The organism is Streptomyces sp. URMC 123, from assembly GCF_051386515.1.
In the GTDB taxonomy this organism is placed as follows: domain Bacteria; phylum Actinomycetota; class Actinomycetes; order Streptomycetales; family Streptomycetaceae; genus Streptomyces.
The window spans coordinates 1-17,212 of sequence record NZ_JBPQTV010000035.1 but is presented as its reverse complement, the minus strand read 5'-3'; the positions used below and the strand labels follow the sequence as shown (position 1 = coordinate 17,212).

17 protein-coding genes are annotated in these 17,212 nt (G+C 73.6%); 9 read left to right on the top strand and 8 right to left on the bottom strand.

What is annotated here, in order from left to right; translation table 11 throughout:
• Nucleotides 1–65 precede the first annotated feature (65 nt).
• Nucleotides 66–1,307, top strand: a complete 1,242-nt coding sequence (locus tag ACSNOD_RS07450) for a GNAT family N-acetyltransferase (RefSeq protein ID WP_436765965.1) — start codon at nucleotides 66–68, stop codon at nucleotides 1,305–1,307.
• A 150-nt stretch (nucleotides 1,308–1,457) separates the two neighbouring features.
• A complete protein-coding gene (locus tag ACSNOD_RS07445) occupies nucleotides 1,458–2,360 on the top strand; it encodes a winged helix-turn-helix domain-containing protein (protein WP_436765964.1) in 903 nt (300 codons plus the stop codon).
• On the opposite strand, the gene ACSNOD_RS07440 is transcribed toward ACSNOD_RS07445, so the two are convergent.
• Nucleotides 2,336–3,259 carry a CPBP family intramembrane glutamic endopeptidase gene (locus ACSNOD_RS07440; RefSeq protein ID WP_436765963.1) on the bottom strand — a complete coding sequence of 308 codons (924 nt, stop codon included), beginning with the start codon at nucleotides 3,257–3,259 and terminating at the stop codon, nucleotides 2,336–2,338. The two genes, ACSNOD_RS07445 and ACSNOD_RS07440, sit on opposite strands and share 25 nt — an antisense overlap.
• Before the next feature lie 350 nt (nucleotides 3,260–3,609).
• Here ACSNOD_RS07440 and ACSNOD_RS07435 point away from each other — a divergent pair, with 350 nt between their 5' ends.
• Entirely contained in the window at nucleotides 3,610–5,277 is a 1,668-nt protein-coding gene (locus tag ACSNOD_RS07435; RefSeq protein ID WP_436765962.1) for a sensor histidine kinase, read from the top strand.
• Here ACSNOD_RS07435 and ACSNOD_RS07430 read toward each other — a convergent pair.
• Entirely contained in the window at nucleotides 5,174–6,010 is an 837-nt protein-coding gene (locus ACSNOD_RS07430) for a UbiA family prenyltransferase (protein ID WP_436765961.1), read from the bottom strand. The two genes, ACSNOD_RS07435 and ACSNOD_RS07430, sit on opposite strands and share 104 nt — an antisense overlap.
• Nucleotides 6,011–6,070: 60 nt before the next feature.
• Here ACSNOD_RS07430 and ACSNOD_RS07425 point away from each other — a divergent pair, with 60 nt between their 5' ends.
• From ACSNOD_RS07425 to ACSNOD_RS07415, 3 genes are read left to right on the top strand one after another with little or no spacing between them, the layout of a single operon-like run.
• Nucleotides 6,071–6,766: a methyltransferase domain-containing protein gene (locus ACSNOD_RS07425; RefSeq protein WP_436765960.1), complete on the top strand. Its 696-nt coding sequence runs from the start codon at nucleotides 6,071–6,073 to the stop codon at nucleotides 6,764–6,766.
• Nucleotides 6,767–7,978 (top strand): acyl-CoA dehydrogenase family protein, encoded by a 1,212-nt coding sequence (locus tag ACSNOD_RS07420; RefSeq protein ID WP_436765959.1) that lies wholly within the window; start codon nucleotides 6,767–6,769, stop codon nucleotides 7,976–7,978.
• A complete protein-coding gene (locus ACSNOD_RS07415) occupies nucleotides 7,975–9,114 on the top strand; it encodes a type III polyketide synthase (protein WP_436765958.1) in 1,140 nt (379 codons plus the stop codon). The genes ACSNOD_RS07420 and ACSNOD_RS07415 overlap by 4 nt, the downstream gene beginning before the upstream one ends.
• A gap of 143 nt (nucleotides 9,115–9,257) precedes the next feature.
• On the opposite strand, the gene ACSNOD_RS07410 is transcribed toward ACSNOD_RS07415, so the two are convergent.
• From ACSNOD_RS07410 to ACSNOD_RS07390, 5 genes are all read right to left on the bottom strand, one after another.
• Nucleotides 9,258–9,416 (bottom strand): hypothetical protein, encoded by a 159-nt coding sequence (locus ACSNOD_RS07410; RefSeq protein ID WP_436765957.1) that lies wholly within the window; start codon nucleotides 9,414–9,416, stop codon nucleotides 9,258–9,260.
• A 259-nt stretch (nucleotides 9,417–9,675) separates the two neighbouring features.
• Nucleotides 9,676–10,218: a hypothetical protein gene (locus ACSNOD_RS07405; protein WP_436765956.1), complete on the bottom strand. Its 543-nt coding sequence runs from the start codon at nucleotides 10,216–10,218 to the stop codon at nucleotides 9,676–9,678.
• Nucleotides 10,219–10,484: 266 nt separating this feature from the next.
• Entirely contained in the window at nucleotides 10,485–11,297 is an 813-nt protein-coding gene (locus ACSNOD_RS07400; RefSeq protein WP_436765982.1) for an ABC transporter ATP-binding protein, read from the bottom strand.
• Nucleotides 11,298–11,644: 347 nt separating this feature from the next.
• Nucleotides 11,645–12,841 carry a FecCD family ABC transporter permease gene (locus ACSNOD_RS07395; RefSeq protein ID WP_436765955.1) on the bottom strand — a complete coding sequence of 399 codons (1,197 nt, stop codon included), beginning with the start codon at nucleotides 12,839–12,841 and terminating at the stop codon, nucleotides 11,645–11,647.
• Nucleotides 12,838–13,962 carry a FecCD family ABC transporter permease gene (locus ACSNOD_RS07390; protein ID WP_436765954.1) on the bottom strand — a complete coding sequence of 375 codons (1,125 nt, stop codon included), beginning with the start codon at nucleotides 13,960–13,962 and terminating at the stop codon, nucleotides 12,838–12,840. Before ACSNOD_RS07390 ends, ACSNOD_RS07395 begins: the two co-directional genes overlap by 4 nt.
• 186 nt (nucleotides 13,963–14,148) lie before the next feature.
• Here ACSNOD_RS07390 and ACSNOD_RS07385 point away from each other — a divergent pair, with 186 nt between their 5' ends.
• Entirely contained in the window at nucleotides 14,149–15,180 is a 1,032-nt protein-coding gene (locus ACSNOD_RS07385) for an ABC transporter substrate-binding protein (protein WP_436765953.1), read from the top strand.
• A gap of 158 nt (nucleotides 15,181–15,338) precedes the next feature.
• Nucleotides 15,339–15,965, top strand: a complete 627-nt coding sequence (locus tag ACSNOD_RS07380; RefSeq protein ID WP_436765952.1) for a dihydrofolate reductase family protein — start codon at nucleotides 15,339–15,341, stop codon at nucleotides 15,963–15,965.
• Here ACSNOD_RS07380 and ACSNOD_RS07375 read toward each other — a convergent pair.
• On the bottom strand, nucleotides 15,908–16,294 hold the full coding sequence (locus tag ACSNOD_RS07375; protein WP_436765951.1) for a Thoeris anti-defense Tad2 family protein: 387 nt from the start codon (nucleotides 16,292–16,294) through the stop codon (nucleotides 15,908–15,910). The genes ACSNOD_RS07380 and ACSNOD_RS07375 overlap by 58 nt on opposite strands.
• Nucleotides 16,295–16,548: 254 nt before the next feature.
• On the opposite strand from ACSNOD_RS07375, the gene ACSNOD_RS07370 reads away from it, so the two are divergent.
• Nucleotides 16,549–17,212, top strand: a 664-nt coding sequence (locus ACSNOD_RS07370; RefSeq protein WP_436765950.1) for an MgtC/SapB family protein, incomplete at its 3' end; no start/stop codon positions are given.

Below are 17,212 nucleotides of genomic sequence, written 5' to 3'. Positions count from 1 at the left end.
GGCACGTCGGCGTCGTACGGAAAATTCACGCGCCCCCGCCGCACGGCATCTCCTAGCGTGGGCCCATGAGCATCGAGATCCGCACGATCCACGACTCGGAGATATCCGACTGGCTGCGCGCCATCTTCACCGGCTTTCTGCGTCCGCCGGTGGTGAGCGAGGAGGAGGTGGCGGCGCGCCGTCCGGGGATGGATCTCGACCGGGTGCAGGGCGCGTTCGACCGGGGCCGCTGTGTCGGCACGTTTCGCAGTTTCGAGCAGCGGCTGACCGTGCCGGGCGGGGCCCGCGTCGCCGCGGACGCGATCAGCGGGGTCACGGTCTCGCCCACGCACCGCCGGCGCGGGTTGCTCAGCCGGATGATGGCCCGGGATCTCGCGGCGGCCAAGGAGCGCGGTGACGTGGTCGCCACGCTGATCGCGGCGGAGTACCCGATCTACGGCCGCTTCGGGTTCGGCCCGTCGGCCTGGGGCACCGAGTGGCAGGTCGAGACGGCCCGGGCCGGCCTCGATCCCCGCTGGGCGGGGCCGGACGACGGCGGCCGGGTGGACCTGGGGGACGGCGCGGACTACCGCGCCCTGGGCCCCGAGCTGCACGAGCGGCTGGCCGGTGAGCGGGCCGGGCTGGTCAGCCGCGACAAGCGCTGGTGGCAGCGGGCCAGCGGCGAGCTGCGCTTCCCCGTCGAGGAGTGGAAGGAGCCGTACTACATCTTCCACCGCTCCCCCGAGGGCCGGGTCGACGGCGTGGCCGCCTACTCCGCGGACGGCCACTGGGAGGCCAAGCAGCCGCAGGGCACCATCACCGTCAGGGAACTCCTGGCCGCCACGCCCGAGGCCGAACGGGCACTGTGGCACTTCCTGTTCTCGGTGGACTGGGTGCTCTCCGTGCGCACCGGCCACCGCGCCCCGGACGATGTGCTGCCGCTGCTGCTGCCCGATCCGCGGGCGGCACGGGTCGTCTCGCACGCCGACCTGCTGTGGACGCGGCTGCTGGACGTGCCGCGCGCCCTGGAGGCCCGCACCTATCCCGTCAGCGGTTCGCTGGTGATCGAGGTCCAGGACCCGGCGGGGCTCGCCGGCGGGCGCTACCGGCTGGACGCCTCGCCCGAGGGCGCCTCCTGCGCCCCGACCACCGCCTCGGCCGATCTGTCCCTGAGCATGGGCGACTTGAGCGCGCTCTACCTCGGTGACGAGTCCCCGGTCCGGCTGCTCGCGCTGGGACGCGTGGTGGAGCACCGGACGGGGGCCGCCGCGCTCGCCGACGCGCTGCTGCGGACCCCGCGCAAGCCGTGGTGCCCCGACATCTTCTGATCCGGCAGAGGGCCCGTGGCGGGATGTCTCCGCCGAGTGGCCGGGCGGCGCCCCGTACAAACGTCCCGGGGCGCACCCACAGGCAGGAAAGGACGGCCCGGCGCAGGACGCCAATTCCTGGGCGCAGCGGGCGAGTTGTAGGGTTGCGTGGTGCCCTCCGACCACTCGCCTGGCGGTGACGCCAAGTTCCAGCACGTCGCGGACGTGCTGCGGATGGAGATCAGCGACGGCGTCTACCCCGTCGGACAGCGCATCCCCACCCAGCAGGAGCTCCAGGAGCGCTTCGAGGTCTCGCGGGACACCGTGCGGCGGGCCCTGTTCGAGCTGCGCAATGACGGCTGGATCGAGTCGAAGCAGGGCAGCGGCACCACCGTACGGCCCAAGGAGCACTGGCAGCGGCCGGTGATCCCCGCGCCGACGGCCGCGATGGTGCACCTCAAGCCGTACATCGACGCGGCCTTCGAGGCGCCGGTGGTCACGCTCGATCTGATGACGCTGACAGCGGCGTCGATGGACGCGCACATCCGCAGCCAGACCATTCGCGTGCACAACGGGGAGATCAGGCCGCGCCGCATCGCCGTACGGCTGCTGCTGCCGAGCGTGGACACGCATCTGGTGCTGCCCCGCTCGGTCGCCGACCCCACGGACCCACGGCCCCGTGAGCGCCATCACCGACTGACCGCTCGCCATGCGGGCTCCCTCTACGACGCCCTGGTCGACATGGAGCACCAGGGACTGGTCAACGATGTCTCGGTGGAGATCAGGACTCTCGCGGTCACCCCCATCGCCAAGCTCTACATCCTCAATGGCACCGAGGCCCTGTTCGGCTGGTACCGCGTGGTGCAGCGCCCGGTGGACGTGCCCGCGCGGGACGGCGGCGGAGTCGAGAAGATCGAGATCTACGACGTCCTGGGCACCGGGGCGACCCTCTTCCCGTTCGCGGCCAGCTGCCAGGAGCCACAGCCGCTGGAGTCGATATTCGTCAGCCAGTGTCAGCGGTGGTTCGACTCCGTCTGGAACCACCTGGCTCAGGAGGCCACCTTCGGCGTCTGACCCGCGATGGCGGCGGGGCGCCGAGCAGTGTCTCCCAGGCTGTCCTGGGGACCACCATCCCGGCGCGTGCGGGGGCCGTTGCCCCGGCCACGGTGCCGGCGGTGACTCCAGCCGACCGCGCAGCAGAGCACGGCCAGGGGGACTGCCGGCAGCAGGGTCAGGCCCAGGGTTCCCAGGCCGTCCGGGCCGGACAGACACACTCCCAGGAGCAGCGCGAGCACCATATTGTTCCCGGAGTGCGCCACGCTCACGGTCCATACGCTGCGGCTGCGCAGGAAAAGCCACGCGAGCAGGATTTCCTGCAGGACCAGGGAGACGGTCCACGCCGCGAGTCCGATCGGCGCACTGGCGAATTCTATATAGCCGAGGAAGGCGAGCGGATAGTGCCAGACCGCCCATATCAGGCCGGTGACCACGACGGAGAGCAGCGGCCTGTCGGGATGGAGCCGCGGCCGTAGATAGCTGGTCCAACCGAATTCCTCTCCCCAGTACACGGGCGCGAGCAGCGGCACGACGGCCAGCAGAAGCAGCAGGAAGGCCCACCCCGGAAGCCCTGGTATCGCCCGGTCCAGGGCCGAGAGTTGGACGCGGCCGGCGCCGAGCACCGCGACCAGCCCCAGCGAGGCGGCGGCCAACAGCCATGGGCCGAGCCAGGCGGCCAGGTAATACGGCCAGGCAGTGCGCGCCCGCAGCCGCAACCCGGCGTCGGCGAACCCTTCTCGGGTGATCCAGCGGCGCACCACCACGGCGGCTATGGCGGGCATGAAGCCGAAGGGAAGTTGCACCAGGGGATTCACCAATGACAGGTCGAGCACAAGCCGGGCGAAGAAAAGCCACGCCCATGCACCGCCGAAGGAGAGGGCGAGGAACGCGGTCACGCCTTTGGTATTCGCGGTCATGCGAAAACTGTCGCGGACGGCGGCCGCCGAACACATCACGGTCACGAGGGAATTCTCGATCCCTCGATCGGGGGAGAAGCCGGAGCGGCGCGATATGGCTCGCGCGGGGGAGGTACGGGAGGCGACCCCGCTGTCAGAATCGCTCCGTGCGTTCTTCTTCGCGTTCCCCCGACTTCTCTCGTCCCCACGGTTCCTCACCTCCTCTCTTTCCCACTCCACCGAAGTCCCTCGCTCTCCCCCGCCCTCTCGCCCTGCTCTATGTCCTCGCTCGCTTCGTTGTCGGAGGCGATGCCTGGCGGGGCCTGGCCCACGCTTTCGCGGGAGCGTTCCTCGCGGTCGTCCTGGCGCCGGTGGCGCTCATCGTCGCGTCGTTCCCCATCTGGCCGGGCCCGGTTCGCGGCGCGGCGTTCCTCATCACGCAGGTGGCGCTCGTGACCGTCGTCGGGCTGTCGACCCGGATACGGGGCGCCTCGGTGCGGCTGGCCAATCGGCTGTTGCGCACCGGCCTTCCGGCCCCGGTGGCGGCACCCGGCTCCTCCTGGCCGAACCGGTGGCGCACCGCGGGGTGGCTGGTGCTGCACACGACGGTGGGCAGTGCCGTCACCGCCTCGGCGTCGCTGCTGCTGATGGTTGTCTTCGGACTGCCGCTGATCTGGGCCGAGGGCGGCGACGACGTCGTACTCCTCTTCCTGGTAGAGGTGCCCGCCGGCAGGGACGGGCTGTGGACGGTGCCGGTGGCGCTGGTGCTCTTCGTCATGACGGGCTTCGTGGGCGCCGGCTCCTCGTTGTCCTTCCGATTGCTGGCCCCGGCGCTGCTGGGCCACCGGCCCGCGGAACAGTTGGCCGCCCTGGAGGGGCGGATGCACGCGCTCGAACAGCGCGACCGGTTGGCGCGCGAACTGCACGACTCCATCGGACACACGCTCACCGCGGCCACGATTCAGGCGGCGGTGGCCCAGGAGTTGCTGACCAGCGACCCGGACTCGGCGCGGCGTGCGCTCAGCAGCATCGAGCACACCTCGCGCATGGCGATGGAGGACCTCGACCATGTGCTCGGGGTGCTGCGCGAGGGCATCGCCCTCGGCGGAGGCGACGGCGGGGACGGGGGTGCCGGCCATGGTGGGAGCGTCGGCAGCCGTGGGGATTTGGGCGCGGGCGGCCGTGAGGGCGCGGGTGCCGGCGGACGCGAGGGCCCGGGCCCGAGCAAGGGCGCCGCGGGCCCGGGAAGTGCAGCCACGGCCCCTGCCCGCTCCCTCCACGACCTGTCCACCCTCGTGGAAGGGGTGCGGCAGACCGGCACCGAGGTGCGGACCCTGATCACCGGGCTCGACGACGGCGGGGTGCGGCTGCCGGCCACGGTCTCCCGGGAGGCGTATCGCATCCTCCAGGAGGGGCTGACCAATGCGATGCGGCACGCGGCCGGGGCGCCGATCACGCTGAGCGTCACGGCCGTGCCCGGCCTGCTGGAGGTGAACCTGGACCATCCCCTGACCACCGGTCCCGGGGACGCGGGGGCTGACGGCCCCCTCGGCATGCACCGGGCCCCGGGCGGGCTGATACCCGACACGCGAGGGGCCGGGGGTGACCGAGGCCCGGGCGCACGGCGGGCCGGGGGCGGCCCGTGCGGGGGCCGGGGGCCGCCGTCCGCCGCGTCGCCCCGCCGCTCTCCGTACGACAAACGGCCCCCTCTCCTCACCACGGAACGCCGGATGCCCGCCCGCTCGCGTGCCTGGATGCTAGTGCGGGCCATCCCGCGCGAGGGGGAAGAGCGGGCGCTTCCTACCGAATCGAGTGAGCGCCGCCCGAGCCACGGCGGCGGCCCACGTGCGCTCTCTGGTGGCTTTTCCGGCGAAGGCGTGGGGGTGAAGGCCGTCGGCCGGAGCGCGCGTGCGTGCGTGCGCGAGGACCGTGGGCTCAGCTTGTCGGCACACCCGCGGACAGCAGCAGCAGGACGTCGATCACCGCGACCAGCAGTACCGCGTGGAAGGCTGCCCTGGAACCGGAGCGGCGGCCCATGAGCAGGCCCGCGCCGACGATGAGGGCGGCGATCGGCAGTGCCACCATCCCTGCGCGGGACACCGTGCCGGGTGGGCCGAGGACCAGCAGGACTGAGGTGGCGAGCACCAACCCCGCGGCCACCGTGCGGCTGCGGGCGGCGCCCAGCCGGTGTGGCAGCCCACGCACGCCGGCGGCCGTGTCGTCGGTGAGGTCGGGCAGGACGTTGACGAAGTGGGCCGCACAGCCCAGCAGCGCGGACGCGGCCACCAGCCACGCGGGTGGCCACGGGTGCCCGGGCAGGCCGAGTACCACGAACGCCGGCAGCAGTGCGAAGGAAACCGCGTAGGGCAGCACCGACAGGACGCCGGCCTTGACCCCGAGGTCGTAGGCCCAGGCCGAGGCCAGCGCGCCCAGGTGCGCGGCGGTCGCGGGGAGTCCGGACGGCAGTGACAGAAGCACCGCGGCCGACGCCGAGGCCAGCACACCGCCGCGTACCACGGATGGGGAGAGGCGGCCGGAGGCCACCGGCTTGTCGGTACGGCCCGCCTTGGCATCCCGCTCCGCGTCCACCAGGTCGTTGAGCCACCCCACCGACAGCTGACCGGCCAGTACCGCCGCGGTCACCGTCACCACGGCGCCGTTCGTCCGACCGGACCCCGCCGCCAGTCCCGCGGCGACCGCCGTCACCGCCAGAACGGGCAGCGGGTGCGAGGCCCGTAGCAATGCCGACACTGTCTCCTGGAGATGCCGCATGGGCAGAGAGTGTGCCAGCCTGACCGCATGCCGCTTCGAATGGCACGGAGGGGTCCGCCCGTGCCTCCCAACGATCCCGCCTTGTACGAGAGGCTCGCCGACCAGTGGTGGCGTTCACGCGGGCCGTTCGCCATGCTGCACTGGCTGGCCGCCGCCCGCGGTGCTCTGGTGCCCCCCGCGTCCCGGCCCGGCGCGGTGCTGGCGGATCTCGGGTGCGGCGCCGGCCTGCTCGCGCCGCACGTGGCCCGCAAGGGCTACCGGCACATCGGGGTGGATCTGTCATGGACCGCGCTGCGGCAGGCCGGGGAGCACGGTGTGCGGGGCGTGCGGGGCGACGTGCTCGCAGTTCCGCTGTCCGACGGCTGCGCGGACGTCGTCGTCGCCGGAGAGATCCTCGAACACGTGGACGACCTGCCGGGCGCGGTGGCCGAGGCGTGCCGGCTGCTGCGTCCGGGTGGCCTGCTGGTGCTGGACACGCTGGCGGCCACCGCGCTGTGCCGGTGGGTGGCCGTGGCAGTCGCCGAGCGTCTGCCGGGCCTGGCGCCCAGAGGCGTGCACGATCCCGCTCTTCTGGTCGACCGGACGGTGCTGATCGACGAATGCGCCCGGCACGGCGTACGTCTGAGGCTACGGGGCATCCGGCCGTCGATGACCGATCTGTCGGTGTGGGCCGTCGGGCGCAGGGCCTCGGTGCGGATGGTTCCGGTGGCGACCACGGCGGTCCTGTTCCAGGGCCGCGGCCGCAAGGAGGGCTGAGTGCAGTCGTCCACGGCTTCTCCCCTCACCGATCCGCCCTCCGATCCGATCGCCGCACTGGCCCGCGCCCGTGAACTGGTGCCCCGGCTGGCCGCACGGGCCGAGGCCCATGACGCGTCCGGGTCCTTTCCCGTGGCCGACTTCGCGGACTTGCGCGCGCACGGCCTGATGGGGTTGATGGCCCCCACCCGCCTCGGGGGGTGCGGGGCCTCCTTCGCCGGCTACGCGGCCGTCGCGGCCGAGTTGGCCGGCGCCGCCGGTGCCACCGCGCTGGTCTTCAACATGCACGCCGCGGTGACCGGGGCACTGGCCCACACCCCCGATGAAGTGGTCCGGCAGCTCGGGGCGCCGGAGAGCTTCTTCGCCTCGCGCGACCGGGTGCTGGCCCGCGCCGCCGCAGGCGCTCTGTACGCCGTCGCGATGAGCGAGCGCGGCGCCGGCTCACGGCTGTCGCGCATCTCCACCGCTTACCGCAGAAGCGACGGCGGATTCCGCATCACCGGAAGCAAGGCGTTCGTCTCCGCCGCGGGCCACGCCGACGCCTATCTCGTCGCGGCCAGGGACGCCGAGTCCGCCGAGCCGAAGGTGTCCTACTTTCTGGTGCCCGCAGGCGACGGGGTACGGGTGGAGCACACCTGGGACTCGATGGGCATGCGCGCCACCGGCAGCCACGACGTCCACTTCGACGCCGAGGTCCCCGACGACGCCTTGGTGGGCGGGGTCGAGGGCCTGGCGGTGCTCCTGGCCCAGGTCATGCCGCAGTGGCTGGTGGCCTCCTACGCCGCGGTCTACATCGGCGTGGCGCGGTCGGCGCTTCACGCGGGCAGGGAGCACCTGCGGGACCGCGGCCTGCACACGCTGCCCGCCGTACGGTCGCGGATGGGCCGGGCGGACGCCGCTGTCGCCGCCGCCGAACTGGTCGTCGCCGAGGCGGCCCGGCGGGTCACCGAGCACCCCGGGGAGCCGGAGACCAACCGCTGGGTCTGGCGGGCCAAGCTGACCGCCGGCGACACCGCGGCCGAGGTGGCGTCCTCGGTGCTCGAAGCCGCCGGTACGTCGGCCACGCGCCGCGGGCACCCCTTGGAACGGATCTACCGCGACGCTCGCTGCGGCGCGCTCCAGCCCGCCACCTCGGACGTCTGCGCGGACTGGCTGGGCGTCGCCGCCCTGGGCGGCGACCCCGACGACGACGCCCAGGTGCCACGGTGGTGACGGCGGCGATCACCGGGCTGGGCTCGGCCCTGCCCCCGGCCGTCGAGCAGCAGGCACTGTGGGACGGGTTCTTCCGCCGCCACTTCTCATCGAGCAGGATCGCCCGGCGGGTCTTCGCCGGGGCGGGTGTCCGGCGGCGTCACACCGTGGTGAACCCCGTCGAGGAGGACCTGTCCGGCTGGTCGACCGCGGCCCGGATGCGGCGTTACGCGCGCGCGGCCCACCCGCTGGGGCACGAGGCCGTGCGGGTGGCCCTGGCCGACGCCGGTGTCACCCCGGATGACATCGGGTTGCTCACGGTCGTCTCGTGCACCGGTTACCTCACGCCCGGACCGGACATCCAACTGGCCGCGTCACTGCGCCTTCGCCCGGATACCCAGCGGCTGCTCATCGGGCACATGGGCTGCTACGCGGCACTGCCCGCGCTGGGCAGCGTGGCCGACTCCGTCATCGCCCGGCGGCGAGCCGCCGTCCTGCTGTGCCTCGAACTGACCTCGCTGCACATCCAGCCGGCGACGGCCGACCCGCACCAGGTCGTCGCGCACGCGCTGTTCGGCGATGCCGCTGTCGCCCTGGTGCTGACGCCACACGACGGGAAGGCCCCGGCCGCCGACCGGCCCGGACTGGAATTGGTGGATGTCGCAGCGCTCACCGACCCCACGACCAGCGACCACATGACCTGGGACATCACCGATCTGGGCTTTCGCATGGGACTGTCCCCCCAGGTGCCGCACGTGCTGGCCGAACACGTGCGTTCGGTGGTCAAGGACCTGCTGGCGCGGCACGGGCTCGACGTGCCCGACGTACGGGCGTGGGCGGTGCACCCCGGCGGCCCGCGCATCCTGGACACCGTCCAGCGGGAACTGGACCTGCCCCACCACGCGCTGGCTGCCTCCCGCACCGTCCTTGCCGAGCACGGCAACTGCTCGTCGGCGACCGTGCTGCTGGTACTCGACCGTCTGATCGCCGACGGCACGCTGGACGAGGGCGGCCCGGTGGTAGCCATGGCCTTCGGCCCCGGGCTCACTCTCTACGCCGCCTTGCTGACCACCCCGTCCGCTCCCCGCGCCCACCCCCGGGCCCAGGTGCTGCGGCGGGGAGAAACGCCCCGGATGGAGCGCATCCACGTCCTGTGACCTCCACGGCGCCTCGGTCCGGGCAAGCGCCTGGCCGCGCTCGAGGCCGAATGCGCACGACCGCTCCCGCCCGGCGCGGTGCACGCGCGGACGTGTCGACCGCGGCCCCGCCCTTGTCGGGCAGGCAGCCAGTGCATTGCCGGTTAGTTGATGACAGTGGTGGAAGCTACGATCGCCGCCAGCGTCTCTTCGTCGGACATCTTGCTGCCCTCGGTCCGCCATCCGGTCTTCCTGTAGCCCTTGGAACCCTTGGCGTCCCTGCGGTCGGAATCCTTGCGGTCACGCTTGGTCCTCTTGAACAACAACCCACATCTCCTCTTCCTGCGGCAACTTGCCGATCCATACATGGTCGCAAAATTGGGTGGCATATACAACGACAGTCCAACAGGTCGAGGGCGGGGCGGGCTTGGGCGGCCGGTGGCCGGGTGAGGCACGGGGGTTCGCCGTCCTCGGCGCCGCGGGGGGCTTACCTCGCGGGCGTTATGCGGCCGGGCGACGGGCCGCCTTCGTAGGGGCACCTCGGTGTCGGGGCACGTGAAGCCGGGCGGGACGCCGAAGGGCTCAGTAGTGCCAGCGCGGGCGGCTGCCGTCGCCGCCGCAGTGGATGAGGCGGCCCTTCGCGTCGTGCGTGCTCGCGCCGACGTCCGCCTTGCGGCAGAACTGGCCGGCGGAGTAGCAGTTGCCGGCGTTCGAGCGGATCTCGCAGGTCGTGCCGGAGGCGGCGGTCGGGCCGCCGGCCCGGGGGGTCGCGGCGGCCGGGGACGACTTCCTCGGGGTGGCCGAGGCCGTCGCCCGGGGCGTGGCCGGGGCCGCGCCGCCCCCGCGAGGTGTCGCGGCGGCGGAGGCCGAGGGAGCGCCCGCGGCGGACGGCGTACCGGCAGCCGACGCCGGGGCGCCCGTGGACGGCGAGGCGGAAGCGGAGGCCGGGGGCTTCGTGCCCGACGGCGCGGCGTCGCCGTCCCCCAGACAGCCGGTCAGGCTCAGAACGGCGGCGAGCGCGACCCCGCAGACCGCGGCCCAACGGCGGCGCGGCGCGGCGGAGACGGACGGGGCGGAAGAGGTTGCAGCGGCGGCGGATGCGCCGGATATCGGTGCGTTGGGCATGGCTGAGCGACTCCACGTTCGGTCCAGTGGGTGTCAAAGCCGCGCCTGGCGCGCTCCCGCCCGTGCCGACGCCGGTGTGAGCACGCGTCGAAGCCGCGGGGACGCTCCGGCACATGGGGGGACAGCTCGGCACCGGGTAGCTGTTCGAGCAGCGAAGATAGCGGGGCGGTGCCCCATCGCGCCAGAGGGTGAACGACACGTCACACACCGCGTGGCGTGGTGGCGTGCCGCCGGGGCGAGGGGGCCGGCCCCGGCGGTCGCTCGCGTCAGCGGACGGGGTCCGCGGCCCCGGTCGGGCTCTCCGCGCGCCGCCGCGCCGCCGGGACCACCAGCGGGGTGCCGGTCTCCGGGTCGTCGATCACCCGGCAGGGCAGCCGGAAGACCTCCTCCACCAGCTCCGCGGTGACGATCTCACTGGGCGCGCCCTCGGCGACGACCCGCCCGTCGCGCATCGCGATCAGATGCGTGGCGTAGCGCGCCGCGTGGTTGAGGTCGTGCAGCACGGCCACGAGCGTGCGGCCCTGCTCCTCGTGGAGCCGGGCGCACAGGTCCAGCACCTCGATCTGGTGGGCGATGTCCAGATACGTCGTCGGCTCGTCCAGCAACAGCAGCGGCGTGCGCTGGGCGAGGGCCATCGCGATCCACACCCGCTGGCGCTGGCCGCCGGACAGCTCGTCGACGTAGCGGTCGGCCAGCTGCGCGACGCCGGTGTCCGCCATGGACTCCCGGACGACCCGCTCGTCCTCCTCCGACCACTGCCGTAGCAGCCCCTGGTGCGGGTAGCGGCCCCGGGAGACGAGATCCGCGACCGTGATCCCGTCCGGGGCGATCGAGGTCTGGGGCAGCAGCCCGAGGGTCCGGGCGAGCCGCTTCGCCGGCAGGGACGCGATGTCCTGCCCGTCGAGCAACACCCGGCCGGCCGCCGGCTTGAGCATGCGGGACAGCGCGCGCAGCAGCGTGGACTTGCCGCACGCGTTGGGCCCGACGATGACGGTGAAGGATCGGTCGGGGATCGCGACGCTCAGGTCCTCGGCGATGGTCCGGCGCTCGTACGCGAGGGTCAACCCGCTGCCCCGCAGCCGCGCCGCGCCCTCGCCACCGGCCTGCGCGTCCCCGGCCGCCGTACGGGTGCCCGTGTCCGCGCCACTCACCGCCGTACGACCGTCCGCCGTCGCCGTACCGTCCACCGCCGTACGACCGTCCGCCGCCGCACCGGCCGGCGCCGGGTCGCCCTCCGCCGTCGCCGTCGCCGTCGCCGTGCCGCGCTCCGCTGCCCGCTCCCGTGCCATCGCCTGTGTCCCGTCGTTCCCGTTCGTGGTCGTGCTCATCGCCGTGTTCCGCGGCCGCGCCGGCCGCTCCCGCTCCTCGTCGTGCCGAAGCCGTCTCCGCGCCCCGCCCGCCCACCGGGCGCGCGCGTCGCGTGTCCTCAGATCCGGCCGGCCCTGCGCTCCCGCGCCAGCAGCCAGACCAGATAGCCGCCGCCGAGCAGGCCCGTCACCACGCCCACCGGCAACTGGTGGCCGGGGAAGGCGCGCTGGGCGACCCAGTCGGCGGTGATCAGCAGCGTGGCCCCGACGCCCATGGACGTCAGCAGGTTGGGGCCGGGGGAGCCGGTCAGCCGGCGGGCGAGCTGCGGGGCGGTCAGGGCCAGGAAGCCCACCGGCCCGGCCGCCGCGGACGCGAAGGCGGCGAGCAGTACGGCCGCGACGAGCATGGCCAGCCGCACCCGCTCGACCCGTACGCCCAGCGCCGCCGCCGTGTCGTCGCCCATTTCGAGCATGCGCAGCGCCCGGCCGCAGCCGAGCAGCACCACCGGCACCGTCACGGCCATGGCCACCGCCAGCGGGAGGATGTCGTCCCAGCCGCGCCCGTCGAGGCTGCCGGTGAGCCACAGCATGGCGCGCGCGGCCTCCATGATCTGGGCGCGGGTCAGCAGATAGCCGTTGACGCCGGTGAGGATCGCCGCGACGCCGCTGCCGACCAGCACCAGCCGGTAGCTGTGCGCGCCGTGGCGCCAGGCGAGGAGATAAATGAGGGCTCCGGTGAGCAGCCCGCCGCCCACGGCCCCGGCCGTGACGGCCAGGCCGCCACCGCCGAAGAGCACGATGCCGGTGAGGACCCCGGCCGCCGAGCCCTGGGTGAAGCCGAGGACGTCGGGGCTGCCGAGGGGGTTGCGCACCAGGGACTGGAAGACGGCGCCGGCGAGCGCGAGGGCCGCGCCGACCAGCAGGGCGGCCACCGCGCGCGGCAGCCGCAGCTCCTGGACGATGAAGGTGTCGGCCGGCGCGCCGTTCCCGACGAGGGTCCGCAGTACCTCGGCGGGGCTCAGGGGGTAGTCGCCGCTGCCGATCGACAGCACGGCGATGACGAGCGCGAGGACCACGGCCCCCGCGCCGACGGCCAGCGCCCGGGGCCGGAAGGTGAGCGACAGGCCGCCGGGCGTACGGATCGCCGTGGTGGCCGGGCGCCGTACGGGGCGTGCGCTCCCGCCGTCGGCGAGCGCGCCGGCAGCGGCAACGGCAGGCGCCGCCACAGCGGAAGTGGCAGCGGCCTCGGCCGCGGTATCGGCCGTGGGAGCGGTCTTCGCGCCGGGCGTCCGCGGGGTCGTCGATGTGTCGTTCATGCGGCCGCCACCCTGCGCTTGCGGACGAAGTAGAGGAAGAACGGGCCGCCCACGACCACCGTGACGATGCCGACCTGGAGCTCCGAGGGCCGGGCGACCACGCGGCCGAGCACATCGGCGCCCAGCATCAGCGAGGGGGCCACCACCGCGCAGTACGGCAGCAGCCAGCGCAGATCGGGCCCGGTGAGGGCGCGCACCAGGTGCGGCACCATCAGGCCGACGAAGACGATGGGCCCGCAGGCGGCCGTGGCGGCCCCGCACAGCAGGGTCACGGCCACGATGCCGACGGCCCGTACGCGCTCGGGCCGGGCGCCGAGCGCCCGCGCCGAGTCCTCGCCGAGGGCCAGCGCGTTGAGCGGGCGGGCCAGCGCCAGGGCGAGCAGGGCGCCCACCGCGACATACGGCGCGATGACCGCCGCCGTGCCGGCGTTGGGGCCCGCCAGGGAGCCCACCGTCCAGAAGCGCATGCTGTCCAGTGCCGTGGTGTTCAGCAGCATGACGGCGTTGACGTACGAGAAGAGGGCCGCGTTGAGGGCGGTGCCGACCAGCGCGAGCCGGGCCGGGGTGGCCGCGCGCCCGCCGCCCACCGCGTAGACGAGGACCGAGACCGCGGCCGCGCCGAGGAAGGCGAACCAGACGTATCCGGAGAAACCGGCGACGCCCAGGAAGGCGGTTGCGGTGGCGACGGCGGCCGACGCCCCCGCGTTGATGCCCAGCAGCCCGGGGTCGGCCAGCGGATTGCGGGTCAGCGCCTGCATCACGCCACCGGCGAGCCCCAGCGCCGCCCCCACCAGCAGCCCCAGCAGGGTGCGGGGGAGCCGCATCCGGTGCACCACGGTGTAGCTGGGCACGGTGTCGTCGAAGAGCCCGCGCCAGGCGTCGGCGAGCGAGAGCGGCTTGGCGCCGACCGCCAGGCTGAGCGCGACGACGGCCAGCAGCAGGAGCAGCGCGCCGAACAGTCCGGCGGCCTTCCACGCGTGGCGCGGCGCCGCGCTCCTCCCGGATGGCGCCGCGCTCCCGCCGCGTGGCGCCGTACCCGTCCCGGGGTGTGCCGAGCCGCCCGTGGGTGGCCCTCCCGGCGGCCCTCCGCCCGGCGGCCCCGGCGGGGGGCCGCCTGCCATGGGCGGCGACGTGGCGGTCGCCTTCCCGGTGGACGGCGAGGACTTGCTGAGAGTCACACTTACGCTCCGCTGCGGCGGGGCGCGCGGTGCGCCACCCCGGCTGAAACATCAACTTAGGTGAGGTTAACCTAATGCCCTCCCGGGGCTCCCTCCGGGTCCCCGTACGTTCCACGAGAGAAGTCCGCCATGCCCAACCCCCGCACCGCCACCCGCCTCAGCCGCCGCTCCCTGCTCACCGCCGGTGGCGCGCTCGGCCTCACCGCCCTGGTCACCGCCTGCGGCGGCAAGGACAGCGGCGGCGACGGCGGCGGCGCGGACAAGGGCGGCGCCTGGTCCTTCACCGACGACCGCAAGAAGACCGCCAGCCTCAAGGGCCGCCCCCAGCGCGTCGTCGCCTTCGTCGGCACCGCGGCCGCGCTCCACGACTTCGGGGTGCGGGACCGGATCGTCGGCGTCTTCGGGCCGACCAAGCGCACCGACGGCACCGCCGACCCGCAGGCCGGCGAGCTGGACGTGGACAAGCTGACCGTCCTCGGCAACGCCTGGGGCGAGTTCAACATCGAGAAGTACGTCTCGCTCCGCCCCGAGCTGCTGGTCACCAACATGTTCGAGCCCAACGACCTCTGGTACGTGCCGGCCGAGAGCAAGGACAAGATCCTGAGCGTGGCCCCCAGCGTCGGCTTCACCTCCTCCCGCGTCTCGCTGCTGGAGCCCATCAAGCGCCACGCCGAGCTCGCCGAGGCGCTCGGCGCGGACCTCTCCGCCAAGCCGGTCGCCGACGCCAAGGCCCGCTTCGAGGCCGCCGCGGAGACCCTGCGCAAGGCCGTCAAGAGCAACCCGGTCAAGGTCATGGCCGCCTCCGGTAGCGCCGACCTGTTCTATGTCTCCAACCCGGAGCTCAGCGCCGACCTGAAGTACTTCCGCGAGCTCGGCGTCGACCTCGTCGTTCCCGACAAGCTGGACGAGGGCGGCTACTTCGAGTCCCTGAGCTGGGAGAACGCCAACAAGTACCAGGCCGACCTGATTCTGCTCGACAGCCGGACCTCCGCCCTCCAGCCCAAGGACCTCGCCGCCAAGCCGGCCTGGCAGGAGCTTCCCGCGGTCAAGGCCGGCCAGGTCACTCCCTGGATGAGCGAGCCCCGCTTCTCCTACGCCGGCTGCGCGCCCCTCATCGAGGCGCTGGCCAAGGCGGTCCAGGAGGCCAAGAAGACGGGCTGACCCGCGAGCGGCCCAGGGACCCCGCCCGGCGCCGCCGTTCGGCCGCATCCGGGCGGCGCCTGGCCGCGTCACCATCCCTCCCGCCCGCCGCCCGGTTAGCGTGGTCGGGCCCGCGCCGCCGACGACCGGCCGGCGGCCGCGAGACACGGGGAGCAGCCATGGCACGGGTGACGCTGACCACGTTCCTGTCCCTGGACGGGATCATGCAGGCCCCCGGCGGGCCGGAGGAGGACCGGGAGGGCGGGTTCCCGTACGGCGGCTGGCTGGTGCCGTACGCCGACGAGGACATGGCCCGCCTGGTGGCCGACTGGTTCGCCGAGGCGGACGGCTTTCTGCTCGGCCGCCGGACGTACGAGATCTTCGCCGCGCACTGGCCGCACTTCACCGACGAGAACGACCCCATCGCGTCCCGGCTCAACGCGCTGCCGAAGTACGTGGCCTCCACCACGCTCGACCGGCTGGAGTGGCACAACTCCACGCTGCTGGGCGACGACGTGCCGGCCGCCGTCGCCGAGCTGAGGAAGCGCCCCGGCCGGGAGCTCCAGATCCACGGCAGCGGCGCGCTGGCGCGGAGCCTGATGGAGCGCGACCTCATCGACGAGTATCGACTCTGGATCTACCCCGTGGTCCTGGGCACGGGAAAGCGGCTCTTCGCGGACGGGGCGGTGCCGACGGCCTTCGAGCTCCTGGACACCGTGACCACCGGGGCCGGTGTCGCCATCCAGGTCTATCGGCCGGCGGGGCGGCCGGTGTACGGGTCGTTCGCGCTCGACGCGGACGAGTGAACGTTCCCGGTGCCACCGACGCCGTCGACGCCCTGGGCGGTGTCGGCGCCTTGAGCGGTCCCGGCACCACCGGACGCGCGCTCCTGTGCCTCGCCCACGTCGTACCAGTCGTCGGCGAGCAGCCCCGCGTGCGAGGGCTGCACCCCGACCTGCACCTTTCCCTCGGCGTTCTTGAACCGCAGATGGGCGACCAAGGTGCGGGTCTCCCCGTCCGGGGCGACACACGTCGACTCCGGCTCCAGATACACGTACTTCCCGGGCTGAATCCAGCCCTTGCGCGCCATCCGGCGGCCCTTCTTCATCAGCTCCAAGGCGGCGGAGAAGTCCATGCCGCGAGGGTAGGTTCACCCTCACGGCCGACCATAGGCCCGTGGTCGAGGTCCGCTCGTTCCGGCGATTCTCGCCCCTTTCCGGTTTGAGGCCGCGCCGCGGCGGTGCGGTGGCGGCGCCGCGGTCGGGCCGCGGGCGGCGCTCCCACGGTGCGGTCGGGTCGACGAAACATCGGGCGAGGGCACATGGCCCGGCGCCGGGCGGCAAGGCTCGTCCCTTGGATCACTGTCGAGGAAACAGGGAGGTCACGAGCGTGTCGGCGATGGGTCTGTCGTTGTGGGGGCCGGGCGGCGAGCAGGGCGTGCGCATGCTCGCCGAGCTGGGCCTGGCGCTGGTGTTGTCCACGGCGATCGGCCTGGAGCGCGCGGTCGGGCAGAAGAACGCGGGACTGCGCACGCACACCCTGGTCGGTGTGGGCAGCGCGCTGTTCATGGAGGTGTCCCAGCACGGGTTCGGCGCGGTCACCGGGCTGCCCGGGGTGGACCTCGACCCCTCGCGGGTGGCCGCCCAGATCGTCTCCGGGATCGGCTTCATCGGCGGCGGGCTCATCTTCGTCCGCCGGGACGCCGTACGGGGATTGACCACCGCGGCCACCGTCTGGGTGACGTGTGCGATCGGCATGGCCTGCGGCGGCGGGCTGGGCGTCCTCGCCGTGGTGGCCACGGCCGTCCACTTCCTGATCGCCCGCGGCTACCCCCGGTTCACCCGGCGCTTCCCCCGCCTCGGCGGCGGCCGGCACATCCGGGTCCACCTCTCGTACCGCGTCGGCAGCGGGCTGCTGCCCCGGGCGCTGGAGCTGTGCACGGACGCCGGCTTCCGCCTGGTCGACATGCGGGTCGACCGGGCGCCCTGGAAGGAGACCGGGGCCGCCGCGGGCGCGGGGGCCGGCGACCGCACGGCGTTCGCGACCGTGTCCC

Excerpts from the sequence above, each read along its gene's own strand:
- ACSNOD_RS07390 (WP_436765954.1), bottom strand. The coding sequence starts at position 13,962 with ATGGCAGGCGGCCCCCCGCCGGGGCCGCCGGGCGGAGGGCCGCCGGGA.
- ACSNOD_RS07405 (WP_436765956.1), bottom strand. The coding sequence starts at position 10,218 with ATGCCCAACGCACCGATATCCGGCGCATCCGCCGCCGCTGCAACCTCT.
- ACSNOD_RS07450 (WP_436765965.1), top strand. The coding sequence starts at position 66 with ATGAGCATCGAGATCCGCACGATCCACGACTCGGAGATATCCGACTGG.
- ACSNOD_RS07385 (WP_436765953.1), top strand. The coding sequence starts at position 14,149 with ATGCCCAACCCCCGCACCGCCACCCGCCTCAGCCGCCGCTCCCTGCTC.
- ACSNOD_RS07375 (WP_436765951.1), bottom strand. The coding sequence starts at position 16,294 with ATGGACTTCTCCGCCGCCTTGGAGCTGATGAAGAAGGGCCGCCGGATG.
- ACSNOD_RS07380 (WP_436765952.1), top strand. The coding sequence starts at position 15,339 with ATGGCACGGGTGACGCTGACCACGTTCCTGTCCCTGGACGGGATCATG.
- ACSNOD_RS07440 (WP_436765963.1), bottom strand. The coding sequence starts at position 3,259 with ATGACCGCGAATACCAAAGGCGTGACCGCGTTCCTCGCCCTCTCCTTC.
- ACSNOD_RS07430 (WP_436765961.1), bottom strand. The coding sequence starts at position 6,010 with ATGCGGCATCTCCAGGAGACAGTGTCGGCATTGCTACGGGCCTCGCAC.
- ACSNOD_RS07395 (WP_436765955.1), bottom strand. The coding sequence starts at position 12,841 with ATGAACGACACATCGACGACCCCGCGGACGCCCGGCGCGAAGACCGCT.